Genomic DNA, 22,132 nt, shown 5'->3' with positions numbered 1-22,132 from the left:
GTGTCTAGAGTTCGCGTCGTGACTGACACCGGGGCTGAGGTTGACAGGCGTGTTGCCGAGTCGTGGGCGCGGATCGAGGCGGCCCTCGGTCGCGTCCTGCCGTCGTCCCTCGGGCAGCTCAACGCGCCAGCCCCGGCACCCGCGATCGATGCGGTGGAAGCCGCCCTGGCCCTGGCACTGCCGCCGGATTTCCGCGCCAGTCTCCGCATCCACAACGGGACCGACCCCGGTGCGACACTGCCGTCTGGTGAGCCCACCCCGGTGCCGCTGGACATCCTCTGCGACACCGACCAGATCATCGAGATGACCCGGATGTGGCGCGACAACTACGGTCCCGAGCCGGACTGGGACGACCCTCAGGTCTGGGCCTACCTGGTCGACAGGGGAACGCTCGGCCTGAACGGGCCGGTGCGGCCGATCGTCGGCTCGCCGGGCGCCGTGGTCGTGGGCCACATGAACGGCGACGTGCTGTGGCTGCTCGACGGTGATCCGGCACCGGGCGGAACGCCCGGACAGGTGGTACGGGTGGATGTCGAGTGCGCCTCGTGGGACGTACTGGCTCCATCCTGGACGCAGCTACTGGTCCGCTACGCCGAGGACCTGACACTGTTCGCGACCGATCCGGACACCTCGCCGCTGGACATCGACCCACACGTGGGACCGGCGTGTGAATGGGGCAGCACCCCATCGGCCTCCTGGGGGACGCGTCCGGCGTGGCTTCGGGACGTCCCATCGCGCAGCCCGTACACCTGACGAGACCTGGACGGTCAGTCAGTGCCGCAGAAGACCGGTCGTACGGATCGGCGCCACGTGCCCGGTAGGTGGCGCGCTGCGATGCAGCTCCAGACCGATGTCCACGACCACGGACCGCTCCAGGGTCGCGACCTGCGCCATCGGAACCCACCGCGCCAGGTCGGTCGTGCCACCCGTCTCGGCTCGAAGCTCACCGCCCACGACCCGGGCCCGGTAGAACACCGCGAGCATGTGCAGCTCCACGACGTCGTCGTCGACCCGCTCCACGTTCCTCGTCCGCGAGTTCACCCCGAGCAACCGCTCGACCTGTGCCGCGTACCCCGTCTCCTCCGCGACCTCGCGCACGACGGCGTCGAACGGGTCCTCGGTGTGCTCGACCCCTCCGCCGGGCAGCGTCCAGTGCCGCCGAGCCCCGTCGGGTGAGACCCACCGGGCCAGCAGCAGACTCTCGTCGCGCAGACACACCGCGTACGCGGCCACTCGAAGCCGTTGCGTGATCACAGTGACCAGGATCGCGCAGTTCCCGCCACCTGCCCACCAGGACGCGATCTTTTCCACGCAACCGTGGCGACCACCGGGTGGACCGGTACCGCCACGCCGCGTGGGGGCGGAGGCGGTGGACTAGTCTCGCCGGTATGCCGGACTCCCGCCTGCTGCGCATCGGCACCCGCAACTCCCCGATGGCGTTGGCCCAGGTCGACCGGGTCCGCGCGATGCTCGCCGAACGGCACCCCGACGTCACAGTGGACGTCCTGTCGATGTCCACAAGCGGGGACCGATGGCACGGCGACCTGGCCGCGCTGGGCGGCAAGGGCGCGTTCACCAAGGAGGTCGACGCCGCCCTGCTCGCCGGGCACGTCGACCTGGTCGTGCACTGCGTCAAGGACATCCCCGGGGACCGGCCGGCGCCAGCCGGGACCGTGATGGCCGCCTACCTGGCCCGCGACGACGTCCGGGACTGCCTCGTGCACCCGAGCGGCCAGCGGATCGAACAACTGCCGGCCGGCACCCGGGTCGGCACCTCCGCGGTGCGACGCGTGGCGCAGTTGGCCCTGCACTGGCCACACCTGACGCCGGTGCCCATCCGTGGCAACGCGAACAGCCGGCTGGCGAAGCTCGACGCCGGCGACACGTACGACGCGCTGCTGCTCGCGGTGTCCGGGCTGCAACGGATCGGCCAGACCGACCGGATCACCCACCCGATCGACGTCGACACGATGGTCCCCGCCGTCGGCTCCGGCACCCTGGTCCTGCAATGCCGACAGGACGACACCCGCGCCCGTGACCTGGCCGCCAGCCTCGGCGACCCGCGCGCCCAGCAGGAGACCACTGCCGAACGGACCATGCTGCACATCCTGCAGGGGAGCTGCCACTCCCCCATCGCCGCACTCGCCCGCACCGAGCCGGACGGACGCCTCGGCCTGCGGGCGCGGGTGATCAGCCTCGACGGCAAGACCGTGCTCGACGTGCACGAGTGGGCCGAGGACCCGATCACCCTCGGGACGTCCGTCGCCGCGGCCCTGCTCCGACAGGGCGCCCGTCACATCCTCGACCGGTGAGATGCTCTCGCGGCTGAAGGGCTTGTCCCGACATTTCACTGAGGAGACCCTGCGCGCGTACCTCGTCGAGCGTTCGGTTCGTCGCGACGACGGCTGCCTGATCGTGCGCGGCTACGGTGACAAGCGGGGTGTCTACCAGAAGGTCGCCGGGAGGGCGTGGGCGCACGTCGCGGCCTACGTGGTCTTCGTGGGCGGGTACGACCCGGGGTTGGACGTGCACCACCTCTGTGGCGTGCCGGACTGCATCGAGCCCACCCATCTGCGGCAGGTGACCTCGGCCGACAACTGCCGCAACCGCGCCCAGCAACCGCGCTGCCGAAACGGGCACGAGCGGGAGGTCGACCCCACCAACGGTCGATATCGCCCGGTCTGTCGAGTGTGCAACAACGAGGCCCAGAAGAGGTGGCGCGCGCGCCAGGCCGCGGAGGTCGCCGCGGCACGGGCCGCCTACGGGCGGCAGGCGGGCTGAGTGAGCACGACGCCGTCACGGCCCGTTCAGGGATGCTCTGCCACCTCGAACATCCGCTCCCGGCGGACGCGGTAGAGCTCCAGCAGCGAGACGGTGGAATGCGGCAGGAAGAAATGACCGCCCGCTGTTTCCCGCGGCCGCCAGGGACCGGCCGCCCAGCCGCGTAGGACGTCCTGGATGAACGACCGGTTCACGTCCACCCACTCCACGTCTTCGGTCTCGAACGCGCTCTCGGCCCGACGGATCCGCTCGGTTATCTCGCTCTCGCCCAGTCTGCTTCGCACGTGCGCGAAGAAGTAACCGGACGCCTCCACCGCGTAGAACCCGAACCAGGAGATCACCAGGCCCTCGTAGTCGTCCGGGCCAAGGCCAGCCTCCTCCCACAGCGCACGCACACCCAGGTCGAAACAGGTCTCCTGGGGGCCGCCAGCGCTGGGCCAGTTCATCGTCTCGTGCGGACCGACCTGAAAGAAGCCCGGCCAGACCCGGGCGCCGTCCGGCCTCCGGATGAGCAGCACGCGGCCGCTGCGCGCGGTGATGGTCACGTTCATCGCGATGTTGGAGCGCGGGGACCGGCTGATCATCTGCCGCAGTCCCTCACGGCGGATGCGTGTGGAAACCAGGTCATAGGCAGCCGGGTGGTCGCGCAACAGACGCCGGATCGCGACGTGCTGGTAATACTCGCTGTACGCGACCTTCAACACGAAGTTCTGGCTCTGCGCCTCGCGGGTGTCCTCCTCGTAGCCCACCAGGCTGGTGCAGGAGCTTCCCCGGTTATCGGCGCTTTCTTCGTCCAGGTAACGGTCGAGGAGAGCCTGATCGACCCAGTCCTGGCCGCTGCCGGTGTGGTGGAATGTCTGCACATCCCTCGCCCGAGCGCGGTCGAGGAAGTGCGCCTTGTTCCAGTTGCTGATCCGGAAGAATCCGACCGAGGCGGGATCGAAGTCGAAGTCCCGATATCGCGGCGGCAGCGGTGGGCCGCCCAGAAATTCGGCGACGTAGTCGTGCGGTTGCCCGAGAACAGCCCGCCGGCGTGACGGCGCGGCCGTGTCGAAACACCGATTGAGGACGCGTTGCACACCCTCCAGCAGGTTCTGACGCTCGATGGTGTCCTGGGGAAGACGCCTGTTGTCGCGGTGCAGAAGCTCGTCGATCGCCGTGCCGTCCCAGAGGTTCTCGGGGTCGATGACCGTCAACTCCTGGCTGATCAGCTCGGCCAGTTGGCTCCAGGTGAGCCAGCCACCGTCGTAGGGAACGAAGCGGCCCGGCCGTCTCTTTTCCTGACCATGATTGAGGCGCTTCCAATCCTCCGCGATCGCCGCTCGGAACGCGGTGTTCAACTGCCCCCGGGCGTCTCGGCCGCGAGGACGTCGGTTGCCCGCTCCGCTGGTGTCGACCATCAACCGAATGTAAGCCACCCGTTACGTCGCAGCAATAGGAGGCTGATCCTCCACTGACGACATATCAGCAGCTCACCCGCACTTTGTCGAAGAGGGGTGAACCTCCCGTTAGCGCCCAGGTTCGGCCTTACGAGGTCATCCCGGTCCGACGGACGATAAGTCAGGACCTAAAAGAAGGGACCGACCATGGTCGAGATTGCGCGAGAGTTGGCCGGCGTCATCCGTGAAGCCATGAAGGATTGGGGAACAGTCCTGCGTTTCTGCGTCATCCTCACGGTTCTCGCCGTTGTGGCGTCCGTCGTCCAGATGCTCTGAGAAACGGGCCTCGGGGGTTGATCAGGCGAGGAGCGCGCGTATCCGGTCGGCGTCGATGTCGCCGATCGGATACGCGTGTGAGGTGGCCTCGACCAAGGTGGCCTCCTCGTAGCGCACCAGGCTGATGTCCTGCGAACGCAGGGGCACCAGGGTGCCGGGCGAGGCGGCCAGAAACCGGCGGATCTCGTCTTCGGCGGCTGCCAGGAGCGCGGTATCGGCCGGTGGTCGATCGTCGCCGGCCGGCAGGCGACCAATCACGAGATAGCAGTCCGGATCGGTGTCGGCTGACGTCGTGTGGTAGCGGTGGCGGAAGCCGAACCTCTGGTAGGAGCGCCGCAGGTCGTCCAGCACCGGGATCGGTACGCCATCGTTCGGGCGTACCGGCCAACCGATCAACACCACGTTCTCGCCGCTGACCACGAAGGACCGTTCGTACGGTCGACGCCCCCGGCTGCGCAGCGGTTGGTCCCGGTCGAGGAAGCCACCGAACTGCGCCACCACGTCGGCTCGGTCGAGCGAGGTGCCGACATGGTCGAGGAAGCGCCGCATCTCGTCGAGCCCGACCACGCGGGTCGGGGTCTCCAAGCCGATGACTGTGGCATGGACCTCCGGCATCGGGCGGGCGACGAAACCGGGTAGGAGCGACGCGGTCCGCTCCTGGACGCCCCGGATCGTTGACTCCAGCGCCCTCGGCTTGTCCCCGTAGAAGGCCACCAGGGTCGTTCGCTCCATGAGGACCAGCCTAGTTCCGTGGCGCGGCGTGCCCGGGGCACCGAATAGCCGCCACGCGGGCCGACACACCATCTTGATTCCTTACGCCCAAGAACTGTCATTATGGTGCACGCACCTTTCGTCCCTTTTGTAGGGTCGATTTATCGAATTACTGTTACTGGCAAACCAGTAATCCTTGAAACCGAGCCGCCGGTTGATGGGAAGGGCCGGAACGCGGACAGGAACGCGGTCTGGTCGGCAAGTGAGGCACCATGACCGTCATGCAGACGGTTGTCGCACTCCGGCGTTACCCGCTCAAGAGCGCCCGGGGTGAGGTTCTCACCGCCGCCGACGTCGAGCAGACCGGTCTGCGCGGCGACCGGACGTGGGCCTGCATCGACCGCGTCGACGGGACGGTCGGCAGCGCCAAGAACCCACGACGGTGGGGTCGCCTGCTCGATGTCGGTACGAGCGGGCGGGATGACGGCCCGGAGACGATGCTGACGCTGCATGTCGACGGCACATCGGTGCCGGCCGGAAGCGCCGCGGCAGATGCCGCACTCAGCAACCACCTGGGCCGCCCGGTGCGGCTGAGCCGCGAACTGCCGCCCGACGCGAGACTGCACCGGACGTTGCCTGATGACGTCGGCATGGTGCCGGATTGGATGGGCGATGCCCGGCCCGGTCAGGAAACCGTCACGGCGATCGCCGGCGCGGCGCGGGTCGGCCGGTTCGTCGACTTCGGCGCCGTTCACATCGTGACCACCGGTGCGCTGTCTCTGCTGGGAGAGCGCATGGGAGGTGTCAGCGTGGCCGCGGCGCGGTTTCGCCCGAACCTGGTCATCGACGCACCGCGTGACCCCGAACCGGGGCAGGAACTACGCCTGGGTGATGTCGTGCTCCGGGTGGTCCTGCCCACTCCGAGGTGCATCGTCCCCGGACTCGCCCAGGCCGAACTGCCGGCCGACCTCTCGGTGCTGAGCGCCCTGGCCCGGCACCACCGCATCCCGGTGGCCGAGCTCGGGCGGGCAGCCTGCTTCGGGACCTACGCCGATGTCGTCCAGCCCGGCCGACTCCGACTGGGGCAGCTCGTTCGCTGAAGACCGGGAGCTGGTCGCCGACGGCCTCTGTCACGCGGATGCGGTCGTCGTAGCGACCGCCCGGTGGAAACGTGACTGCGCGACGCTGATCGCCTGCCGCCGGAAAACCGATTGGCCCCTGTTGTGGTGACCTGCGACGATCCGCCGATGTCCCACAACACCAGGCAGCGTCGGCTTGCCGCGCTGCGTGCCTGCGACCAGATCCTTTCCGGCATCCTGCCCACGACGATGAGGGAGCGGCTCGCGGCCATGGACGCAGGCGGTGACCTGGACGGTCAGCCCGACTTCTACGGCGACGGTCCGGTGCACAAGCTGGAAGAACGCGTGGCAGACCTACTGGGAACCGAGGCCGCCGTCTTCTTCCCCACCGGCACGATGGCCCAGCAGGTCGCGCTGCGCCACGGCGCTGACCGCACCGGGCACCCGACTGTCGCTCTCCACCCGCTCGGCCACCTGGAGGTGGACGAACGGCACGCCTACGCCCACCTGAGCGGCCTGCGCAGCACCTGGCCGACCACCGCGCCCCGCAACCCCACCGCCGAGGAGATCACCGCCCTCGCCGAACCGGTGAGCACCGTCGTCATCGAACTCCCGCTGCGCGACGCCGGCTTCGTCCTCCCCTCCTGGGACGAGCTCACCGCCGCATCCGCCGCGGCGCGCGCCATCGGCGCCCGCGTACATTTCGACGGCGCCCGGATCTGGGAATCCACCCCACACCTGGCACACACCCTCAGCGAGATCGCCGACCTCGCCGACAGCACCTACGTCTCGTTCTACAAGACGATCGGCGGTATCAGCGGGGCGGCGCTCGCGGGCACCACGCAGCTCGCCTCCTACGCCCGTATCTGGCGGCACCGCTACGGCGGCGAGGTGTTCCAGCAGTGGCCAGCCGCTCTGACCGCACTCGCCGGCCTCGACAGGGAGCTACCACGCATCCCCGAGTATGTGCGGCACGCGCGAACAGTCGCCGCTGCACTCACCGCGCTTCCCGGCGCGCGGGTGTATCCAGAACCTCCGCACACCCATCGATTCCGCCTCTGGCTGCCCCATTCGGCGCAGGCGCTCAACGACGCCGCGCTGGCACTCGCCGAGGAGGACAAGGTGTGGTTTGTCGCCGGATGGCAGGAAACCGCAGTGCCGGGCATGGCGATGACCGAGGTCACCGTCGCCGCACCCGCCCTCGAATGGACCGCCGAGGACATCACCGAGGTTGGTGAACGCTTCCTCGGCCGCGTCGTCGACCATTGACCTTCAGGGTGCCTGCCACAGCGGGCGCTCGGCGAACGCGTCAATCACCGACCGGCAACCGCTGACGAATTGGCCCCGGCCCGGTCGAGCGCGGTATCCGCGCTCGACCAGGCCGGCGGTAACCCGTGACCGCTGTCCCCTGCGGTCACCGGTCGGCCTCAACCGCTTCCGTCACCGACCGCCCGGACTACCGGTCCACCTCCGGTGGGATCAGTGGGCGGGCTCGCCGAACCAGCGAGCGAGGTGCTCGTCCAGCTCCTGCTGATCGTCGCCGACCCAGGCGACGTGGCCGTCGGGGCGCAGCAGGGCGCACGGCGCATCCAGCTCCGCGCTGGGATCGGCCAGGTGATCGACCCGGTCTGACCAGCCGCCGACGGTCAGGCGTTCGGTGCGGTCCAGCAGCAGGCCCCGGCCGCGATGCAGCAGACCGTAGAGGTTGCCCTCTTTCACGGCGATGTCGCGCAGGCGGCGGCCGAGCAGGTCGGGACCGGGGCCGAAGTCGTAGCGGATGCCGACCGCGGTGATCTTCTCGATCAGGTGGCGGTTCACCTCGTCGAAGTCCATCAGTTCGGTGAGCAGCCTGCGTACGGCCCGCGGGCCCGGTTCGGTGGACAGCAGTTCCGTCTGGGCGCGGGTGTTGTCCAGTACGTCCTCGGCGACCGGATGACGTTCGGCCTGGTACGTGTCCAGCAGAGTCTCCGGCGCCCAGCCACGGACCTGTGCGGCCAGTTTCCAGCCGAGGTTGACCGCGTCCTGAACGCCCAGGTTGAGGCCCTGCCCCCCGATGGGCGGGTGGATGTGTGCGGCATCGCCGGCCAGGAGCACCCGACCGACCCGGTAACGGTCGGCCAGCCGGGTGGCATCCCCGAACCGGGACAACCAGCGCGGCGAGTGGACACCGAAATCGGTTCCCGCGACGACGCGCAACTGTTGTTGGAAATCCTCGAGGGTGGGCGGCACCTCGCGGTCGGTGACTCCCGCGGCGGGGACCACCACGCTGTAGACACCGCTGCCGAAGGGCCGGAGCCAGAAAGGGTGATGGGTTTCGCGGAACTCGGCCACCTTGGCGGCGATCTCCTCCGGCGGCGCGCCCACTTCCATCTCGCCCATCAGCGTTTCGCTGCGGGTGGGCTCGCCGGGGAAGCCGACGCCGAGCAGTTTACGTACCGTGCTGCGCCCGCCGTCACAGCCGACGAGATAGCGCGATCGCAGCCGCTCCCCGTCGGCCAGCTCGACGGTCACGCCGTCGTCGTCCTGCTCGATGCCGGCGACCGCGCAGCCGCGCCGGACCTGCGCGCCCAGTTTGATGGCATGGTCTTCGAGCAGGTCGACGATGACCGGCTGCGGGATGCCCAGCAGGTAGGCGTACGCGGAATCCAGGCCCTTGGGCACGGGTTTGGCGATGGCGGCGAAGAAGCCGGCGGCCGGACGCCGCCTTCCGTGCGGAAGGATGCGATCCAGCAGTCCGCGCATCGCCATCAGCTCGAGACTGCGAATGTGCAGACCGACGATGCGGACGAACGAGGCGGGCGCGGTTTCCCTCTCCAGAACGAGTACCCGCACGTCGTGCAGCCGTAGTTCGGCGGCCAGCATGGCACCGGTCGGCCCGCACCCGGTGATGATCACATCGAAGATGAGCGGCGGGCGATCGGGGCGGTCGTTCGACGGCTGGTCGGCTGTGGATTGCGCAGAACGCATAGGTGTTGCCCTTCGAGAGTGCCTTGTTGGCGAGGCGCTCCCGGCGACACCTACGTCAGTCGCCCGGCCATGACGGGAGGGGGAGCACCCACATCGATGCAGCGTTCATGGGTCTCACCTCCTCGGGTGGTGTCACGGTCAGCCGCAAATTACCGGCCGGGCATCATCGTGTCCAGTGCTTTTGTCGCCACGTGCTCACGCGTTCCCGTGCGGCGAGGTCAGCGATCGGTGGAGCCACTCCGTCATGAGCGCGCGTTCGGCGTCGGTGAGCCCCGGAAGGTCGGGCACCACAGTGGCGAAGGTGACCGCCACCGCGTTCACCGTCGGGTCGGGTGTCGCCGGTGCGCTCGCGAGGATGCTGCTGAGCACGGCGTCGAACATGGCGTCACCCAGACCGGGGTCGCGCTTCTGCGGTGGCGTCGCCAGGAGGGCGAGCACTGTGCCGTTGCCGGCCGCGTGGATCATCATGAGTGCCCGCTGCTCGTCGACAGCCAACAGGCCGGCCGCGGCGAGTCGCCGTACGCGGGTGCGCAGCACCTCCATGCCCGCGGCCGTCGCCGGTGACGGCCCGCCGGCCCCCCGGCCGGCGAGGAGCGCGTACAGCTCGGGATTCGCCAGTCCGAACTCGATGTGCACCCGCCATCCGAACCGCAGGTCCGCTACCGGATCGCCCTCGGCGGCGGCGTGCACCACTGTGGATTTGGCGGCGACGTAGGTGGCCATGACGTGTTCGGCGACGGCATCGATCAGGCCGTTCTTGTCACCGAAGAGGCGGTAGATGGTGGGCGCCTGCACACCGGCTGCCTGGGCGACCGCTCGTGTCGTCACCGCGTTCGAGCCCTCCTCGCGCAGCAGCCGGCTGGCTGCCGCGACGATGCCGAGCCGCACCTCGTCCCGGGATGACGTGTCCTGCGCCGCAACCATGAATCAATGCTAACAGCGGCTTGTTATCTTCATGCTATCGCTGCTAACGTTCCGGCGATAACACCGATAACAGGGAGTGGTCATCATGTTCGTCATCACCGGCGCCACCGGTCAACTCGGCTCCCGGATCGTCGATCGGTTACTCGAGCGGGTGCCCGCCGAAACCGTGGGCGTCAGCGTGCGCGACGTGACCAAGGCCGCGGGTCTCGCCGCGCGCGGTGTACGGGTTCGTGCCGGAGACTTCACCGACCCGACCACGCTGCGACACGCCTTCGAGGGCGCCGAAAAGGTCCTCGTCGTGTCCGCCGCCATCCGCGGCAGCGGCGCGGTCGCCGCGAACCGCGCCGCCATCGACGCCGCGTACGCCGCCGGGGCCAAGCGCGTGCTGTACACCAGTCACCAGGCGGCGGCCAGGGACTCGCTCTTCCCCGCCCAGCTCACGCACGCCGAGACCGAGGAGCACCTGGCCGGGCTGGGTGTCCCCTTCACCGCCCTGCGCAACGGCTTCTACGCGAGCACGCTCAGCTTCGCCATCGGCGCGGCCCTGGAGACCGCTGTGCTCGCGGCGCCAGCGGACGGTCCGGTCTCCTGGACCGCACACGCCGACCTCGCCGAGGCCGCCGCCATCGCCCTGGCCGAGGACGGCGCTCTCGACGGGGTCACGGCCCCGCTGACCGCGCCGGACATGCTCGACCTCGAGGCGGTGGCCGGCATCCTCAGTGCCGTCACGGGCCGCACCATCAGGCGCGTCGTCGTGGACGACGACGAGTGGCGGGCCGCCACCATCGCGAGTGGTGTCCCCGCGGCAGCAGCCGACTTCACTCTCGGCATGTACCGCGCGGCCCGCCGTGGCGAGTTCGCCGTCACCGACCCGACACTGGAGGCCCTCCTCGGTCACCGTCCGACGTCCGCCCGTTCGGTGCTCACGGCCATCGCCGCCCGGGCCTGAGAGGCACAAGCTCACCGGGGGTGTCTCAGCGGCTCACGGTTGGGCGGCCCGGCCCCGTCCTTCGTACGGGCGGCTGGGCCGCCGGCCAGCGCGGTGCCCACCTGACGGATCGCCGCTCAACTCGCGCTGGCGGGCCGGACCGTCGACGGCGGCATCTCGGCCGCGGCCAACGTCTGGAAGCACGGACGAAGCAGTTCGATGATCTGGTCGGGCGAGGCGTCCGCGAGTCGGCCGAGGCGAAGCAGGTAACGCTCGATGATCACACCGTGGACGATCGCGCTGAGCAGGCTGGCGCGCAGTGCGGCGTCCTCGGTGGGAATAGCTGTGGTGATCTGGCTGAGCTGGGGCTCGGCGGCGGCTCGGTACCGCTCGGCGGCGTCGGTGTTGGTGAGCATGGACCGCAGGACCGCCAGTGAGGCGACCGGTTCGCCGTCCAGGCGGCCGGAGAGCGAGGCGAGCAGGACTTCGACGATCTCTTCACCGCCGCCGCTGGGCAACTCGTCGGCCGGCAGGTCGGCGGCGCGGGAGAAGAGGTTGTCCTTGCTGTCGAAGTAGTGCATGACCAGGCCGGCGTCGACCCCGGCCGCCCTGGCCACGGCACGGATCGTGGTGCGCTCATAGCCGAGTTCGGCGAACATCTGCCGGGCCGCCGTCAGGATGCCCTCTTCGGTCTGGCGGCGTTGTTGGGCTCGAGTCAACCGCGGGCTCGGTTCGGTCACCTGGTCATTCTACGGTTGTTGACCGGCCCACTCATTCGTTCTACGCTCGTTCAATCAACGCTTGTTGAACCACTGCTGGCCGCCTGGAGGTCGCGATGACAATCTCGTCCCGCACGGTCGTCGAGAAGGTGCTGCGGGCCGGCCGCGAGGTCGACATCGACACGTTCGTGGAGTTGATGGCGCCGGACGGATACATCGAGTGGCCGTACCGACCGGCAGGCGTGCCCGGCCGACTGCGGGGGCGTGCGGAGATCCGCCGTCATCTCACGGAGACAGCAGGCACCCTCGTCACGTTCGACGAATACCGCAACCTGGTGCTGCACGAGACCGCCGACCCCGAGGTCATCATCGTGGAGTACGAGGCGTGTGGCAGCGTCGTCGCCACGGGCAGGCCGTTCGAGCAGACGGTGATCGCGGTCATTCGGGTCCGCAACGGTCAGATCCTGTCCTACCGCGACTACATCAACCCCCTGCCTCTGGTCGAGGCGCTGGCCGGCGTCAGCGCCGCAGACTGACACTGGCCGGCACGTCGACAGGACTCCCGACGACCCTCAACAGGGGACGGTGGCGCACCACCGCCACCACCGGGAGATTTGACCCTCGACCGGGTCGAGGCCCGAGCATCGGCGGCATGGACGACCATCCGGCACCCGACCCGACAATGACGCGCATCGGCGAGGCGGTGCAGCTCGGCCGATCGGGGCAGAAGGGCGCTGCCCGCGACGCCCTCACCACGTTGTGGGACGAGATCGGCCCCACCGGCGACCCCTTCCACCGCTGCACCCTCGCCCATTACCTCGCCGATCTCCAGGACACCACCGAGGCGGAGCTGAGCTGGGACGAGCGTGCCCTGGCCGCCGTGTCCGACCTGACCGACGAACGCGCCAAGCGCTACCTGTCGTCGCTCCGGGTCCAGGCGTTCCTGCCGTCGCTGTACCTGAACCTGGCCGACTGCCACCGACGTCTGGGCAACCCCGCCCAGGCCCGCGAGCACCTCGCTCGGGCCAGCGAACACCTGGTGTACCTGCCGGACGACCCGTACGGCGCGGCCATCCGCGCGGCCATCCGTGACTTCGCCGAGGACGACCCGACCGACGCTCGACGGTAACGGTCGGCGAGGGCCGAAGCGCCAGACCGAGCCGCGCGGTCGAACCCATCGGGCATGAGCGCTGCCGTACCGCTGCGAGAGTGAGTCGCTATGCGGTACCCGATGAGCCGTCGGGGTGGCGAGAACGGGCGGCCGGCTGGTGCAGGCCCGGGTGGACGCCGGCCGGGTTCCCGGTGTGCTCGGCGAGCCGTTGCAGGACAGCGACGAGCTGGGCGCGTTCGCCGGCGTCGAGCGGGGTGAGGATCTCGTCCTCGTGCTGGTCAGCGACCCGGCGAGCGCGGGGTAGTAGCTGGCGCGCGGCTTCGGTCAGGTGGATGGCGTGGGCACGACGGTCGCTGGGATGCCGCCGACGTTCGACCAGATCGCGCCGCTCGAGGTCGTCGAGCAGGCCGACCATGACCTTGCGGTGGATGCCCAGCGCGTCAGCGAGCTGTTGCTGGGTGTTGCCTTCACTTCGCTGCAAGTGCATGAGCAGCCCGAAGTGGTTCGGCGCGATGCCCAGCGGCCCCAGCCGTGCGGCGAACGTCTGCGCGACGTGGAAGCCGAGCTGTGACAGCAAGAAGTTGGCCCGGCCGACCAGCGGCCGGTCCGTGCCAGGTTCGGAGTCGTCGAACACCTCGACATTGTACGTCCTCGTTATTGTCCGCTACGGTAACAGTTACCGCCGATCCGTATTTGGAGGAGGATGAGGATGAGGATGACCGTCTTCGGTGCGACCGGCGGCATCGGCAGCCACGTCGTGCGCCAGGCACTCGACCGCGGCTTCACCGTGACCGCGGTCGTCCGCGACCCCGTCCGCCTCGACGTGCGACATCCGTCACTGGAGGTCACGACGGTCTCGACGCTCGACGACGCCGACGCACTGGGTCCCGTGGTACGGGGCAGCGACGCCGTCCTGTCCGGCGTGGGCCCGCGCGGGCGCCACGACGGGCCGGTCGCCTCCACCGCCACGCGCGCGATTCTGGGCGCGATGCACGCCGAAGGTGTCCGCCGACTCGTCGCGGTCAGCGCCGCTCCGGTCGGCCCGACACCGGAGGAGGACAGTTTCCTCAACCGCCGCGTTGTTCTGCCGGCCATCGGCGCCCTGCTCAGAGACCTGTACGCGGACCTGCGTGCCATGGAGCACGCGATGGCAAACAGCCAGGCGCAATGGACGGTGCTACGGCCGCCGAAGCTGGTGAACAAACCGATGACCGGCCGGTACCGCACCACCATCGGCGGCAACGTCGTTCGCGGCTACACGATCTCGCGGGCCGACGTGGCCGACGCCATGCTCGCCGCCGTAGGCGACCCCGCGACGATCCACCGGGCGATCGGCATCGCGTACTGACCGATCACCGTCACTCGCCCTGCCGGCCATCCACCGGCTCGTCCACGCGTCGGCGTCATGCTCGATCGAAGGAGACTTCCGTGAGCTTCCCTCGTCTTGCCGGCATCGCCGGCATGGGTTTTGTCGTCATCCTCATCGCGGCGAACCTGCTGCTGACCGAGGCGGGCTTCCCCACCCCGTCCGAAGCCGCGTCCCTCGACGAGATCACCACGGTCTTCGCCGCCGGATCCGGATCACTGCGCCTGGCATCGGCCCTGCTGCCGATGGCCTGGTTGCTGGCCACGGTCTTCGCCGTCGGGGTGTGCGTCTGCCTCCGCCGCGACGAGCGGACCCGGACGGACCCGTGGTCTCTTGTCGGTCTCGCCGGAGTGCTCATGCAGTCGGTCGTGTTTACCAGCGTCGAGGCCACCCGCCTCGCACTGATCTCCGTAGCCCCGCACGACAGTGGCAGCGTCGCCGGCCTCTGGGGCTTGCACACCGCCCTGTTCGGCTTCAACCAGGTCTTCCTGGCGACCGCACTCCTCGGGTTGTCCCTGTTCGGCATCCGCACCGGCGCCATAGCCCGATGGCACGCCGGCACCGGCCTCCTCGCCGCGACGCTGCTCTTCGTCACCGCGACGACCAGTCCGTACGGCGTCGGCAGCGTCAACCCCCTCGCCCTACTCGGCCTCACCGGCTGGCTTCTCTGGCTGGTCTGGATCGTGGCATACAGCGTCATGCTGATCCGCCGTGCGCCCACGCGTTCCGGCATACCCGACACGTCCGCCGCATCCACCGACACCTAGCAACACCAGGACCGAGGATCCGCCGGGACAAAGTTCCCGCGTCGTCTGTGCCGTCACTGTCCGTCGTCGGTGGCGCCAGCGTGCCGCTCCCGCTCAGCGCAGCATCGCCCGGGTCATTCGGCGGGTGGCGACGGCCATCGCGATCGAGCCGAACGCGAGCAGGTAGACCACTGGGATGAGCAGGTCCCAGCCGAGCCGGCCCAGCGCCGGTTCCCGAACCAGCTCGATGCTGTGGTAGAGCGGCAGCGCCTGGATCAGCGGCCGCACCGCCTCCGGGTAGACCGACAGGGGGTAGAACGTCGTCGCGAACAGGTACATCGGCAGCATGAAGAGCTGGATGTACTGGAAGTCGGGGAAGTCGCGCAGGTACGTCGTGACGGCCAACCCGCCCGCGGCGAACGCGTACGCGATCAGCACCGACGCGGGTAGGGCCAGCAGCACCCAGGCCGAGGTGACCAGCCCGCCGACCGCCATGAGGGCGAGGAATCCGATCGACGTCAGCAGCGCGTTGACCATCGCGCTGGTGACCTCGCCGACGGCGATGTCGGTGACGGACAGCGGTGTCGGCAGGATCGCCTGGTAGGTCTTCTCGATCCTCATCCGGGTGAAGACGCCGAAGCTGGTCTGGTTGAACGCGGTGTTCATCGCGGTGGTGGCCAGGATCGCCGGGGCCACGTACGCGGCGTAGGGGACATCGACCCCGGGTACGGTGCCGACGAGCAGCCCGACGCCGACGCCGATCGACAGCAGGTACAGGATCGGTTCGACGAGCGCGTTGAGCAGCGGCGTGACCGACCGACGGTAGATCATGAAGTTGCGTTCGACGAGCGCGAGAGCTCGGCGTCTCGTCCAGGCGGGAACGGCGACGGTGCTCATGCTGCCTCCACTGGGCTCGCTGGGTGGGCCGTCACGGGTGCAACCGTCGGCGGTAGGTGATCCGGGCGACCAGGAAGCCGCCGACCGCGAGCGTCAGCAGGTAGGCGATGTGGACGCAACTGCCGGTGATCGTCGCCGTGCCGAGGCTGAGGGTGCGGCACAGCTCCACCCCGTGCCACAGCGGCAGCAGGTAGGACACCGGGCGGATCCACTCCGGTAGCTGGGAGACGGCGAAGAACGTGCCGGAGAACATGTACAGCGGCATGATGACGAAGCGGAACACCGTGTCGATGTGGCGCAGCTTGCGTACCCCGACCGCCCACGCGGCGGCCGGCGCCGCGAACGCGACACCGGTCAGTGTCGCGCCGAGCAGGGCGCCGAGCGCCCACCAACCCCCGACCAACCCGAACGCGGCCATCACCGCGACGAAGGCGCCGCTGGCGATGAGCACCCGGAACGTGATGAAGAGCAGGTGCCCGGCGGCGAGTTGCTCCGGATCGAGTGGCGTCGGGGTGGCGCTCCGGTAGGCCCCGAAACCCGCCGCCCGCGCGACTCCCCCGGACCCCTCCAGGAACGCGTTCTGCATCGCCGCGGCGGCCAGCATGCCCGGGGCGAAGAACGCCGCGTAGGAGACACCGGCGATCTGGGCCGGCGCGTTGTCGTCGACGAGGGCGCCCAGGCCGGCGCCGATACCGACGAGGAACAGCAACGGGTTCAGTACGTTGATGACGATCGAGCCACGCCAGGTGCGCCGGTAGCGCATGAGCCAGTATCCGAACGCGTGCAGCACCGTGGTCTCCCCTGCTACTCGATGAGCGATCGGCCGGTGAGCGTGAGGAACACGTCCTCCAACGTCGCGCGACGGACCAGGGCGGTGAGCGGGGTGAGCGACATGGCGTGCACCGCGGCGAGGGCGGCCTCGCCGTCGGCGGTGTAGACGAGCACCCGGTCGGGAAGCGACTCGACGCGGCCGTCGGTGTCGTTGCCGCCGGTGGCCAGGGCCGAGGTCCGCAGCTTCTCCGCGACGGTGTCCCGTTCGTCGAGGCGGAACCGTAGCTCCAGGACCTCTCGGGTGGCGTACCTGGCGATCAGGTCCCGGGGGGAGCCCTGCGCGACGATCCGGCCGTGGTCGACGACGACGAGCCGGTCGCAGAGCTGCTCGGCCTCGTCCATGTAGTGGGTGGTGAGGATGAGTGTGACGCCCTCCTGTTTGAGCTGGAAGAGCCGGTCCCACAGGATGTGCCGGGCTTGCGGGTCGAGGCCGGTGGTGGGTTCGTCGAGGAGCAGGATGTCGGGTTCGTTGATCAGGGAACGGGCGATGGTCAGCCGTCGGCGCATACCGCCGGAGAGCGTCTCGACCTGGTCGCCGGCCTTCTCCTGGAGTTGGGCGAAGTCCAGCAGTCTGGTCGCGCGGTCCCGGATGACGGCCCGCGGCAGGCTGAAGTACCGCCCGTAGATGTGCAGGTTCTCCCGGACGGTCAGCTCGTTGTCGAGGTAGTCGTCCTGCGTCACGACGCCCAACCGGGCGCGGATCTCCGGCCCCTGTCGCATCGGGTCCATGCCGAGCACGCGCAGGCTGCCGCCGCTGATCGGCGACGTCGCGGCGATCATCCGCATGGTGGTGGACTTGCCGGCCCCGTTGGGGCCGAGCAGCCCGAAGGACTCCCCCCGCTGGACCTCGAAGTCGATGCCGTCGACCGCGCGGAACTCCGCTGTGGACCCGCGCGGCGGATAGATCTTGGTCAACTGTCTCGCGTGGACCAGGGGCTCTGCGATCACCATGGCAGCCTACGGAAATTCAACAGCGGACTGCAAGATCTGAGCATGCCATTGGAATTTTCGAGGCAACGATGGATTGTGGTTGCTTCGCCGGGACCAGCACTGCGAGAGTCGTCGGATGTCAGCAGTGACCGGTGCCGACCTGCTCCAGGCGGCCGACGAGATGACCAGGGTGTTGCACCCGCACCGCGAGCGCGACTGGTCCGTGCCCGCCGGCCCGCTGACCTGGAGCTGCTGGACCACCGCCGCGCACGTCGCGCACGACCTGCTGGGGTACGCCGGCCAGGTCACCGGCCGCCCCGAGGACGGCTACCTGCCGTACGACCTGCGGGTCTCCCCCGACGCGAGCCCGGCGCAGACCCTCACCGTGGCGCGGGCCTGCGCCGGGCTGCTCGCCGCCGCCGTCGACGCCGCCCCGCCGGACACGCGTGCCTGGCACTTCGGCCCCTGCGACCCGGCCGGCTTCGCCGCGATGGGGGTGGCCGAGACCCTGCTGCACACCCACGACATCACCGTCGGTCTCGGCGTGCCCTGGCAGCCGCCGCGGCGGCTGAGCACGGCGGTGCTGCGGCGGCTCTTCCCGGACGCCCCGGACGGCGTCGCGCCAGAGGTCCTGCTGTGGATGACCGGCCGCGGTGACCTGCCCGGCCGGGCACGACGCACCTCGTGGCGGTGGCGGGCGGCGGTGGACTGACGCTAGCCGGCGCTCAGCGAGTGCCGGTGACCGTCCAGCGGGAAGGGCGGCCGGGCCGGCAGCACCTCCTGGAACACGTAACCGCTCTTCTGCGCCACCCGGCAGGACGCCACATTGTCCACCTGGTGCAGCAGGTCGAGGCGCTCCAGCGCGGGGAACTGGTCGAACGCCCACCGGCTGAGCGCGGTGACCGCCCGCGGGGCGACGCCACGGCCACGCGCCCACGCCGCCGTCCAGTACCCCACCTCGGGCGCGGGCCAGTCCGCGCTCACCTTCTTGAGCACCACGTTCGCCACCAGCCGGGGCTCGTCCGCGTCGTCCTCGACCACCGCGAAGCTGTACCGCCGGCCGGCGTCCCAGTCCTGCCGCGTCCGCTTGAGCCACAGCCGGCCCTCGGCCGGGCTGGTCACCGGCAACCGGGTCCACCGGCGCAACACCGGGTCCCGGTACGCGTCCAGCAGGGCGTCCAGGTCGTCGTCGGCCCAGGGGCGCAGGGCGAGGCCCGGCGTCGAGGAGGTGCCGGACGCTCGTAGGTCGATCACCATCCGCACAGTCTGCCGGTGCCGGGCACGGCCGACCAGACGGGTCAGCGCGACCGGCGGCGCCACGGCAACCACCAGGCGCGACGCGGTTGGCGGGGCGCAACGACTGTCACCCGGTCGGTCGTCGGGGTCGGGAGGCTGGGCGCGGTGTGCTCGGCGCGCCAGCGGCGTACCACCTCGTCGGCGTTCACCGGACGCACCGCCACGCGCGGCCCCTCGGGGTTGCGCAGCCACGCGACGATCTGCGCGTTCAACTGCCCCACGAAGTCACGTACAGCCTGTTCGGTGGGCAGGTCGCGAACCTCGTCGGGGACCTGCTCGACGCGTCGGCGCAACTGCAACGGGGTGGGCAGCAGCAGGTCGCTGGGCAGTGCCTCACGCTCCAGGAAGCTCTTGATCCACCACGACTCGTCGTACGGCGCTCCCCGGCCGGGGATCGGCTTGCCCATGCCGGGCAGGTCGTCGAACTCGCCGCGTTGCACGGCTCCCCGGATCTGCGCCTCCACTGCCGCTTCCCACGCCTCGGTCACCCTGCGGCACCTCCCCCGGCCACCGTAACGCGCCGCCTCCGACCGGCGACACGAGCTTCGTACCGGGTCAGCGTCCCCACGGCGGTGACCATTCCCGGCGGGACCGGCCGTGGGGGTTTCGGCCCCGGGTGACCGGATCCAGGGCCACCATGTGTCAGGTGGCCCTGGGCCGGCCCGGTCACCCCGGCCTACGGTCGGTGCGGGGCTGCCGAACGGGGGGATCGTCATGGTGAGCACGGGGGCACTGCTGGGCATCACGCTTGTGGCGTTGGGGCTGGTGCTCACGCCCGGCCCGAACATGGTCTACCTGGTGTCCCGCTCGGTGGCGCAGGGCCGCCGCGCCGGGCTGATCTCACTGTTCGGGGTGGCCGCCGGTTTCGGGGTGTACCTGGCGGCGGCGGTCGCCGGCCTGGCCACCGTCTTCGTGCTGGTGCCGACCCTGTACGCCGTGGTGAAGCTGGCCGGGGCCGGCTACCTGCTCTGGCTGGCCTGGCGGACGCTGCGTCCGGGCGGCCACTCGCCGTTCACCCCCGCGCCGCTGCCGCCGGACCCGCCCCGGCGGCTGTTCACCATGGGTCTGGTCACCAACCTGCTCAACCCGAAGATCGCCATCCTGTACGTGTCGCTGCTACCGCAGTTCATCGACCCGACGCGAGGACACGTGGCGACGCAGAGCCTGCTGCTGGGCCTGACCCAGATCACCGTCGCGTTGAGCGTCAACGCGCTCATCGTGTTCACCGCCGGCGCGCTGGCCGGGTTCTTCGCCCGCCGACCGGTGTGGCTGCGGGTGCAGCGGTGGGTCACCGGCACGGCCCTGGCCGCGCTGGCCGTCCGGATCGCCGCCGACCGCAGCCGCGCCGCGGTCGCCACCCCCTGAGCCGGCGTTCAGGCCCGCGCACCACCGTCGACGCGCAGGACCGCCCCGGTGACGAAGGAGGCCCGATCACTGAGCAGCCAGGCAGCCGCCTGGGCGATTTCGGTGGGATCGGCAGCGCGGCGTAGCGGCGTACGCGCCACGAGTCGCTGGCCCAGACCGGGCGAGTGGGCCTCCCAGGTGCGAATCATCTCCGTCAGCGTGTGGCCGGGGGCGATCGCGTTGACCCGGATGCCTTCCGGGCCGTAGGTGATGGCGGCCGACTCGGTGAGGCTGTTGAGGGCCCGCTTCATCGCACCGTAGGCGGGCAGCTCGGGGTTGCCCATCAGACTGCCGACGCTTGAGTTGTTGACGATGGCTCCCCCGCCGGTGGTCTCCCGCATCGCGCCGACCTCGGCGACCATGGCCAACCACGGGCCCTTGAGGTTCACCGCGTAGACATGGTCGAAGTCAGGCTCCCGTACCTGGTCCATCGGGCCTGGCGGCACGAACGTCGCACCGTTGTTGAAGGCGACGTCCAGACGGCCGTGTAGCTGCACAGCACGGTCGACGGCGGCGCGCACGCTGACGGCGTCGGCCAGGTCGCACACCACGTGATCGGCGGTGCCGCCCGCTGCCCGGACCTCCTCGGTCACCGCCCTCAACTGCTCCTGGGTCCGCGCCGCGAGCACGACCCGGGCGCCCTCGGACGCGAACAGCCGTGCCGCGGCGGCACCGATACCGCGCCCGCCGCCGGTGATGAAAGCGACCTTGTCGGCGAGCAGACCCACAGGGGCGTGCGGCGTCCGGTACGTGTTCGAGGTGTTGTCCATGACAGTGAGCCTGGGTCCGTTCGGGGAGCCGATCCAGGCACTGGCGGTACCTGGATCGGTGCCGCGGATCTCGTGGACACTGGGCTGGTGGATCGACGAGAGCTGGCTGTCTTCCTGCGCAGCAGGCGTGAGCGGATCACCCCTGCCGAGGTGGGTCTGCCCGCCGGGCCGCGCCGCCGCACCCCGGGGCTGCGCCGCGAGGAGGTGGCGCAGCTCGCGTTCATCTCGACCGAGTACTACACCCGTCTGGAGCAGGGCCGCGCCCCGCGCCCGTCGCGTGAGGTGCTGGCCGGGGTGGTCCGCGCCCTGCGGCTGTCGAACGCCGAACGCGCCCACCTGCACCACCTTGCCGGTGCCACACCGGGGCCACCACCCGGCCCCGCCCGCGAGGTACGGCGCAGCGTGCTCGACCTCCTACAACGGCTGCCGCAGGCCGCCGCGATCGTGACGTCCGCGGCGTACGAGGTGCTCGCCTGGAACGACCTAGCCGCTGCCCTGATGGAGGACTTCTCCGTGCTGCCGCGGCGCGACCGCAACCTTGTGCGTCAGGTCTTCCTGGGGCCATTTCCGCAGGGGCGGCGCCTGTACGGAGTGTCGGACGCGGACGCGTTCGCCCGCACCGCGGTCCGCCGCCTGCGCGCCACCGCGGCCCGCTACCCCGACGATCCCGAGGTGCGAAGGCTGGTGCGTGACCTCCTCGCCGGAAGCGAGGACTTCGGCCGGCTGTGGGCCGCCCACGACGTGGACGCGGAGCGCACCCTGTGCAAGACCTTCCAGCACCCGCTGGTCGGGCCCGTCACCGTCAACTGCGACGTCCTCGACATCAGCGACCAGGACCAGCAGGTCGTGATCTACACCGCCGTGCCCGGCTCACCGTCGGACGAGGCGCTGAGGCTGCTGTCGGTGATCGGCACACAGCGCATGGAAGTGGACCACTAGGCGACCCTTGAGCAGCCG

At 69.9% G+C, this 22,132-nt stretch carries 27 protein-coding genes and 1 pseudogene; 15 read left to right on the top strand and 13 right to left on the bottom strand.

What is annotated here, in order from left to right; all coding sequences use genetic code 11:
- The first annotated feature begins 18 nt into the window (after positions 1–18).
- Positions 19–753 carry an SMI1/KNR4 family protein gene (locus AB0F61_RS27220; RefSeq protein WP_357815032.1) on the top strand — a complete coding sequence of 245 codons (735 nt, stop codon included), beginning with the start codon at positions 19–21 and terminating at the stop codon, positions 751–753.
- Between the two features lie 18 nt (positions 754–771).
- Here the strand turns inward: AB0F61_RS27220 and AB0F61_RS27215 are convergent, their stop codons facing one another.
- Positions 772–1,254: an NUDIX hydrolase gene (locus AB0F61_RS27215; RefSeq protein WP_357815029.1), complete on the bottom strand. Its 483-nt coding sequence runs from the start codon at positions 1,252–1,254 to the stop codon at positions 772–774.
- A gap of 134 nt (positions 1,255–1,388) precedes the next feature.
- On the opposite strand from AB0F61_RS27215, the gene hemC reads away from it, so the two are divergent.
- The gene (gene hemC / locus AB0F61_RS27210; RefSeq protein WP_357815027.1) at positions 1,389–2,312 is read left to right on the top strand and encodes a hydroxymethylbilane synthase; all 924 of its coding nucleotides are present in this window, start codon (positions 1,389–1,391) and stop codon (positions 2,310–2,312) included.
- Position 2,313: 1 nt separating this feature from the next.
- A complete protein-coding gene (locus AB0F61_RS27205; protein ID WP_357815024.1) occupies positions 2,314–2,781 on the top strand; it encodes an HNH endonuclease in 468 nt (155 codons plus the stop codon).
- Positions 2,782–2,807: 26 nt separating this feature from the next.
- Here AB0F61_RS27205 and AB0F61_RS27200 read toward each other — a convergent pair whose 3' ends face one another.
- Positions 2,808–4,181 carry an NUDIX hydrolase gene (locus AB0F61_RS27200; protein WP_357815021.1) on the bottom strand — a complete coding sequence of 458 codons (1,374 nt, stop codon included), beginning with the start codon at positions 4,179–4,181 and terminating at the stop codon, positions 2,808–2,810.
- Between the two features lie 186 nt (positions 4,182–4,367).
- Here AB0F61_RS27200 and AB0F61_RS27195 point away from each other — a divergent pair, with 186 nt between their 5' ends.
- The gene (locus AB0F61_RS27195; protein ID WP_357815019.1) at positions 4,368–4,496 is read left to right on the top strand and encodes a hypothetical protein; all 129 of its coding nucleotides are present in this window, start codon (positions 4,368–4,370) and stop codon (positions 4,494–4,496) included.
- Between the two features lie 21 nt (positions 4,497–4,517).
- Here the strand turns inward: AB0F61_RS27195 and AB0F61_RS27190 are convergent, their stop codons facing one another.
- Positions 4,518–5,228 carry a hypothetical protein gene (locus AB0F61_RS27190; protein ID WP_357815016.1) on the bottom strand — a complete coding sequence of 237 codons (711 nt, stop codon included), beginning with the start codon at positions 5,226–5,228 and terminating at the stop codon, positions 4,518–4,520.
- Positions 5,229–5,488: 260 nt separating this feature from the next.
- Between AB0F61_RS27190 and AB0F61_RS27185 the strand changes: the two genes are divergently transcribed.
- Together AB0F61_RS27185 and AB0F61_RS27180 are read left to right on the top strand one after the other, a co-directional pair.
- A complete protein-coding gene (locus AB0F61_RS27185; protein ID WP_357815013.1) occupies positions 5,489–6,307 on the top strand; it encodes an MOSC domain-containing protein in 819 nt (272 codons plus the stop codon).
- A gap of 147 nt (positions 6,308–6,454) precedes the next feature.
- Positions 6,455–7,555 carry a beta-eliminating lyase-related protein gene (locus AB0F61_RS27180; protein WP_357815010.1) on the top strand — a complete coding sequence of 367 codons (1,101 nt, stop codon included), beginning with the start codon at positions 6,455–6,457 and terminating at the stop codon, positions 7,553–7,555.
- A 210-nt stretch (positions 7,556–7,765) separates the two neighbouring features.
- Here the strand turns inward: AB0F61_RS27180 and rox are convergent, their stop codons facing one another.
- Both rox and AB0F61_RS27170 read right to left on the bottom strand, forming a co-directional pair.
- On the bottom strand, positions 7,766–9,190 hold the full coding sequence (gene rox, locus AB0F61_RS27175) for a rifampin monooxygenase (protein ID WP_357815076.1): 1,425 nt from the start codon (positions 9,188–9,190) through the stop codon (positions 7,766–7,768).
- A 258-nt stretch (positions 9,191–9,448) separates the two neighbouring features.
- Positions 9,449–10,177, bottom strand: a complete 729-nt coding sequence (locus AB0F61_RS27170; protein WP_357815008.1) for a TetR/AcrR family transcriptional regulator — start codon at positions 10,175–10,177, stop codon at positions 9,449–9,451.
- Between the two features lie 85 nt (positions 10,178–10,262).
- On the opposite strand from AB0F61_RS27170, the gene AB0F61_RS27165 reads away from it, so the two are divergent.
- Entirely contained in the window at positions 10,263–11,126 is an 864-nt protein-coding gene (locus AB0F61_RS27165; protein WP_357815006.1) for an NmrA family NAD(P)-binding protein, read from the top strand.
- A 116-nt stretch (positions 11,127–11,242) separates the two neighbouring features.
- On the opposite strand, the gene AB0F61_RS27160 is transcribed toward AB0F61_RS27165, so the two are convergent.
- On the bottom strand, positions 11,243–11,845 hold the full coding sequence (locus AB0F61_RS27160) for a TetR family transcriptional regulator (RefSeq protein WP_357815003.1): 603 nt from the start codon (positions 11,843–11,845) through the stop codon (positions 11,243–11,245).
- A 95-nt stretch (positions 11,846–11,940) separates the two neighbouring features.
- On the opposite strand from AB0F61_RS27160, the gene AB0F61_RS27155 reads away from it, so the two are divergent.
- The 3 genes from AB0F61_RS27155 to AB0F61_RS27145 all read left to right on the top strand — a co-directional run bounded on the left by AB0F61_RS27155 (position 11,941) and on the right by AB0F61_RS27145 (position 13,239).
- Positions 11,941–12,360, top strand: a complete 420-nt coding sequence (locus tag AB0F61_RS27155) for a nuclear transport factor 2 family protein (protein WP_357815001.1) — start codon at positions 11,941–11,943, stop codon at positions 12,358–12,360.
- A 116-nt stretch (positions 12,361–12,476) separates the two neighbouring features.
- Positions 12,477–12,953 carry a tetratricopeptide repeat protein gene (locus AB0F61_RS27150; protein WP_357814998.1) on the top strand — a complete coding sequence of 159 codons (477 nt, stop codon included), beginning with the start codon at positions 12,477–12,479 and terminating at the stop codon, positions 12,951–12,953.
- 115 nt (positions 12,954–13,068) lie between these two features.
- The gene (locus AB0F61_RS27145; protein ID WP_357815078.1) at positions 13,069–13,239 is read left to right on the top strand and encodes a hypothetical protein; all 171 of its coding nucleotides are present in this window, start codon (positions 13,069–13,071) and stop codon (positions 13,237–13,239) included.
- Positions 13,240–13,311: 72 nt separating this feature from the next.
- Here AB0F61_RS27145 and AB0F61_RS27140 read toward each other — a convergent pair.
- Positions 13,312–13,422 (bottom strand): annotated as a pseudogene (locus AB0F61_RS27140) (MarR family transcriptional regulator); the annotation flags it as partial.
- A gap of 222 nt (positions 13,423–13,644) precedes the next feature.
- Here AB0F61_RS27140 and AB0F61_RS27135 point away from each other — a divergent pair.
- Together AB0F61_RS27135 and AB0F61_RS27130 are read left to right on the top strand one after the other, a co-directional pair.
- A complete protein-coding gene (locus tag AB0F61_RS27135) occupies positions 13,645–14,283 on the top strand; it encodes an NAD(P)H-binding protein (protein WP_357814996.1) in 639 nt (212 codons plus the stop codon).
- A gap of 80 nt (positions 14,284–14,363) precedes the next feature.
- A complete protein-coding gene (locus tag AB0F61_RS27130; protein ID WP_357814993.1) occupies positions 14,364–15,068 on the top strand; it encodes a hypothetical protein in 705 nt (234 codons plus the stop codon).
- 93 nt (positions 15,069–15,161) lie between these two features.
- Here AB0F61_RS27130 and AB0F61_RS27125 read toward each other — a convergent pair whose 3' ends face one another.
- The 3 genes from AB0F61_RS27125 to AB0F61_RS27115 are packed head-to-tail and all read right to left on the bottom strand — an operon-like array spanning position 15,162 to position 17,726.
- Complete coding sequence (locus tag AB0F61_RS27125; protein WP_357814990.1) at positions 15,162–15,944, bottom strand: ABC transporter permease; 783 nt, start codon at positions 15,942–15,944, stop codon at positions 15,162–15,164.
- A 31-nt stretch (positions 15,945–15,975) separates the two neighbouring features.
- Positions 15,976–16,734, bottom strand: a complete 759-nt coding sequence (locus tag AB0F61_RS27120; RefSeq protein WP_357814986.1) for an ABC transporter permease — start codon at positions 16,732–16,734, stop codon at positions 15,976–15,978.
- 14 nt (positions 16,735–16,748) lie between these two features.
- Positions 16,749–17,726, bottom strand: coding sequence for an ABC transporter ATP-binding protein (locus tag AB0F61_RS27115; protein WP_357814983.1), 978 nt, complete (start codon positions 17,724–17,726; stop codon positions 16,749–16,751).
- A gap of 115 nt (positions 17,727–17,841) precedes the next feature.
- Between AB0F61_RS27115 and AB0F61_RS27110 the strand changes: the two genes are divergently transcribed.
- The gene (locus AB0F61_RS27110) at positions 17,842–18,417 is read left to right on the top strand and encodes a maleylpyruvate isomerase N-terminal domain-containing protein (RefSeq protein ID WP_357814981.1); all 576 of its coding nucleotides are present in this window, start codon (positions 17,842–17,844) and stop codon (positions 18,415–18,417) included.
- 2 nt (positions 18,418–18,419) lie between these two features.
- Here the strand turns inward: AB0F61_RS27110 and AB0F61_RS27105 are convergent, their stop codons facing one another.
- Positions 18,420–18,962 (bottom strand): GNAT family N-acetyltransferase, encoded by a 543-nt coding sequence (locus tag AB0F61_RS27105; protein ID WP_357814977.1) that lies wholly within the window; start codon positions 18,960–18,962, stop codon positions 18,420–18,422.
- A 41-nt stretch (positions 18,963–19,003) separates the two neighbouring features.
- Positions 19,004–19,489: a DUF1992 domain-containing protein gene (locus AB0F61_RS27100; RefSeq protein WP_357814974.1), complete on the bottom strand. Its 486-nt coding sequence runs from the start codon at positions 19,487–19,489 to the stop codon at positions 19,004–19,006.
- A 226-nt stretch (positions 19,490–19,715) separates the two neighbouring features.
- Here AB0F61_RS27100 and AB0F61_RS27095 point away from each other — a divergent pair, with 226 nt between their 5' ends.
- Complete coding sequence (locus tag AB0F61_RS27095; RefSeq protein ID WP_357814971.1) at positions 19,716–20,366, top strand: LysE family translocator; 651 nt, start codon at positions 19,716–19,718, stop codon at positions 20,364–20,366.
- Between the two features lie 8 nt (positions 20,367–20,374).
- Here the strand turns inward: AB0F61_RS27095 and AB0F61_RS27090 are convergent, their stop codons facing one another.
- Entirely contained in the window at positions 20,375–21,175 is an 801-nt protein-coding gene (locus AB0F61_RS27090) for a glucose 1-dehydrogenase (RefSeq protein ID WP_357814968.1), read from the bottom strand.
- Positions 21,176–21,262: 87 nt separating this feature from the next.
- Between AB0F61_RS27090 and AB0F61_RS27085 the strand changes: the two genes are divergently transcribed.
- Positions 21,263–22,114 carry a helix-turn-helix transcriptional regulator gene (locus AB0F61_RS27085; protein ID WP_357814966.1) on the top strand — a complete coding sequence of 284 codons (852 nt, stop codon included), beginning with the start codon at positions 21,263–21,265 and terminating at the stop codon, positions 22,112–22,114.
- Positions 22,115–22,132: the final 18 nt, after the last annotated feature.

The organism is Micromonospora sp. NPDC023888 (genome assembly GCF_040639415.1).
Lineage (GTDB): Bacteria > Actinomycetota > Actinomycetes > Mycobacteriales > Micromonosporaceae > Micromonospora.
Note: the sequence above shows the minus strand (reverse complement) of the source record. Positions and strands in the feature narration are given on the sequence as shown.

What these genes read in the sequence shown, in the direction of transcription:
- hemC (WP_357815027.1), top strand. Translation starts at nt 1,389, where the DNA reads ATGCCGGACTCCCGCCTGCTGCGCATCGGCACCCGCAACTCCCCGATG.
- AB0F61_RS27205 (WP_357815024.1), top strand. Translation starts at nt 2,314, where the DNA reads ATGCTCTCGCGGCTGAAGGGCTTGTCCCGACATTTCACTGAGGAGACC.
- AB0F61_RS27200 (WP_357815021.1), bottom strand. Translation starts at nt 4,181, where the DNA reads ATGGTCGACACCAGCGGAGCGGGCAACCGACGTCCTCGCGGCCGAGAC.
- AB0F61_RS27195 (WP_357815019.1), top strand. Translation starts at nt 4,368, where the DNA reads ATGGTCGAGATTGCGCGAGAGTTGGCCGGCGTCATCCGTGAAGCCATG.
- AB0F61_RS27190 (WP_357815016.1), bottom strand. Translation starts at nt 5,228, where the DNA reads ATGGAGCGAACGACCCTGGTGGCCTTCTACGGGGACAAGCCGAGGGCG.
- AB0F61_RS27185 (WP_357815013.1), top strand. Translation starts at nt 5,489, where the DNA reads ATGCAGACGGTTGTCGCACTCCGGCGTTACCCGCTCAAGAGCGCCCGG.
- AB0F61_RS27180 (WP_357815010.1), top strand. Translation starts at nt 6,455, where the DNA reads ATGTCCCACAACACCAGGCAGCGTCGGCTTGCCGCGCTGCGTGCCTGC.
- AB0F61_RS27170 (WP_357815008.1), bottom strand. Translation starts at nt 10,177, where the DNA reads ATGGTTGCGGCGCAGGACACGTCATCCCGGGACGAGGTGCGGCTCGGC.
- AB0F61_RS27165 (WP_357815006.1), top strand. Translation starts at nt 10,263, where the DNA reads ATGTTCGTCATCACCGGCGCCACCGGTCAACTCGGCTCCCGGATCGTC.
- AB0F61_RS27155 (WP_357815001.1), top strand. Translation starts at nt 11,941, where the DNA reads ATGACAATCTCGTCCCGCACGGTCGTCGAGAAGGTGCTGCGGGCCGGC.
- AB0F61_RS27150 (WP_357814998.1), top strand. Translation starts at nt 12,477, where the DNA reads ATGGACGACCATCCGGCACCCGACCCGACAATGACGCGCATCGGCGAG.
- AB0F61_RS27135 (WP_357814996.1), top strand. Translation starts at nt 13,645, where the DNA reads ATGAGGATGACCGTCTTCGGTGCGACCGGCGGCATCGGCAGCCACGTC.
- AB0F61_RS27125 (WP_357814990.1), bottom strand. Translation starts at nt 15,944, where the DNA reads ATGAGCACCGTCGCCGTTCCCGCCTGGACGAGACGCCGAGCTCTCGCG.
- AB0F61_RS27115 (WP_357814983.1), bottom strand. Translation starts at nt 17,726, where the DNA reads ATGGTGATCGCAGAGCCCCTGGTCCACGCGAGACAGTTGACCAAGATC.
- AB0F61_RS27110 (WP_357814981.1), top strand. Translation starts at nt 17,842, where the DNA reads ATGTCAGCAGTGACCGGTGCCGACCTGCTCCAGGCGGCCGACGAGATG.
- AB0F61_RS27105 (WP_357814977.1), bottom strand. Translation starts at nt 18,962, where the DNA reads ATGGTGATCGACCTACGAGCGTCCGGCACCTCCTCGACGCCGGGCCTC.
- AB0F61_RS27095 (WP_357814971.1), top strand. Translation starts at nt 19,716, where the DNA reads ATGGTGAGCACGGGGGCACTGCTGGGCATCACGCTTGTGGCGTTGGGG.
- AB0F61_RS27090 (WP_357814968.1), bottom strand. Translation starts at nt 21,175, where the DNA reads ATGGACAACACCTCGAACACGTACCGGACGCCGCACGCCCCTGTGGGT.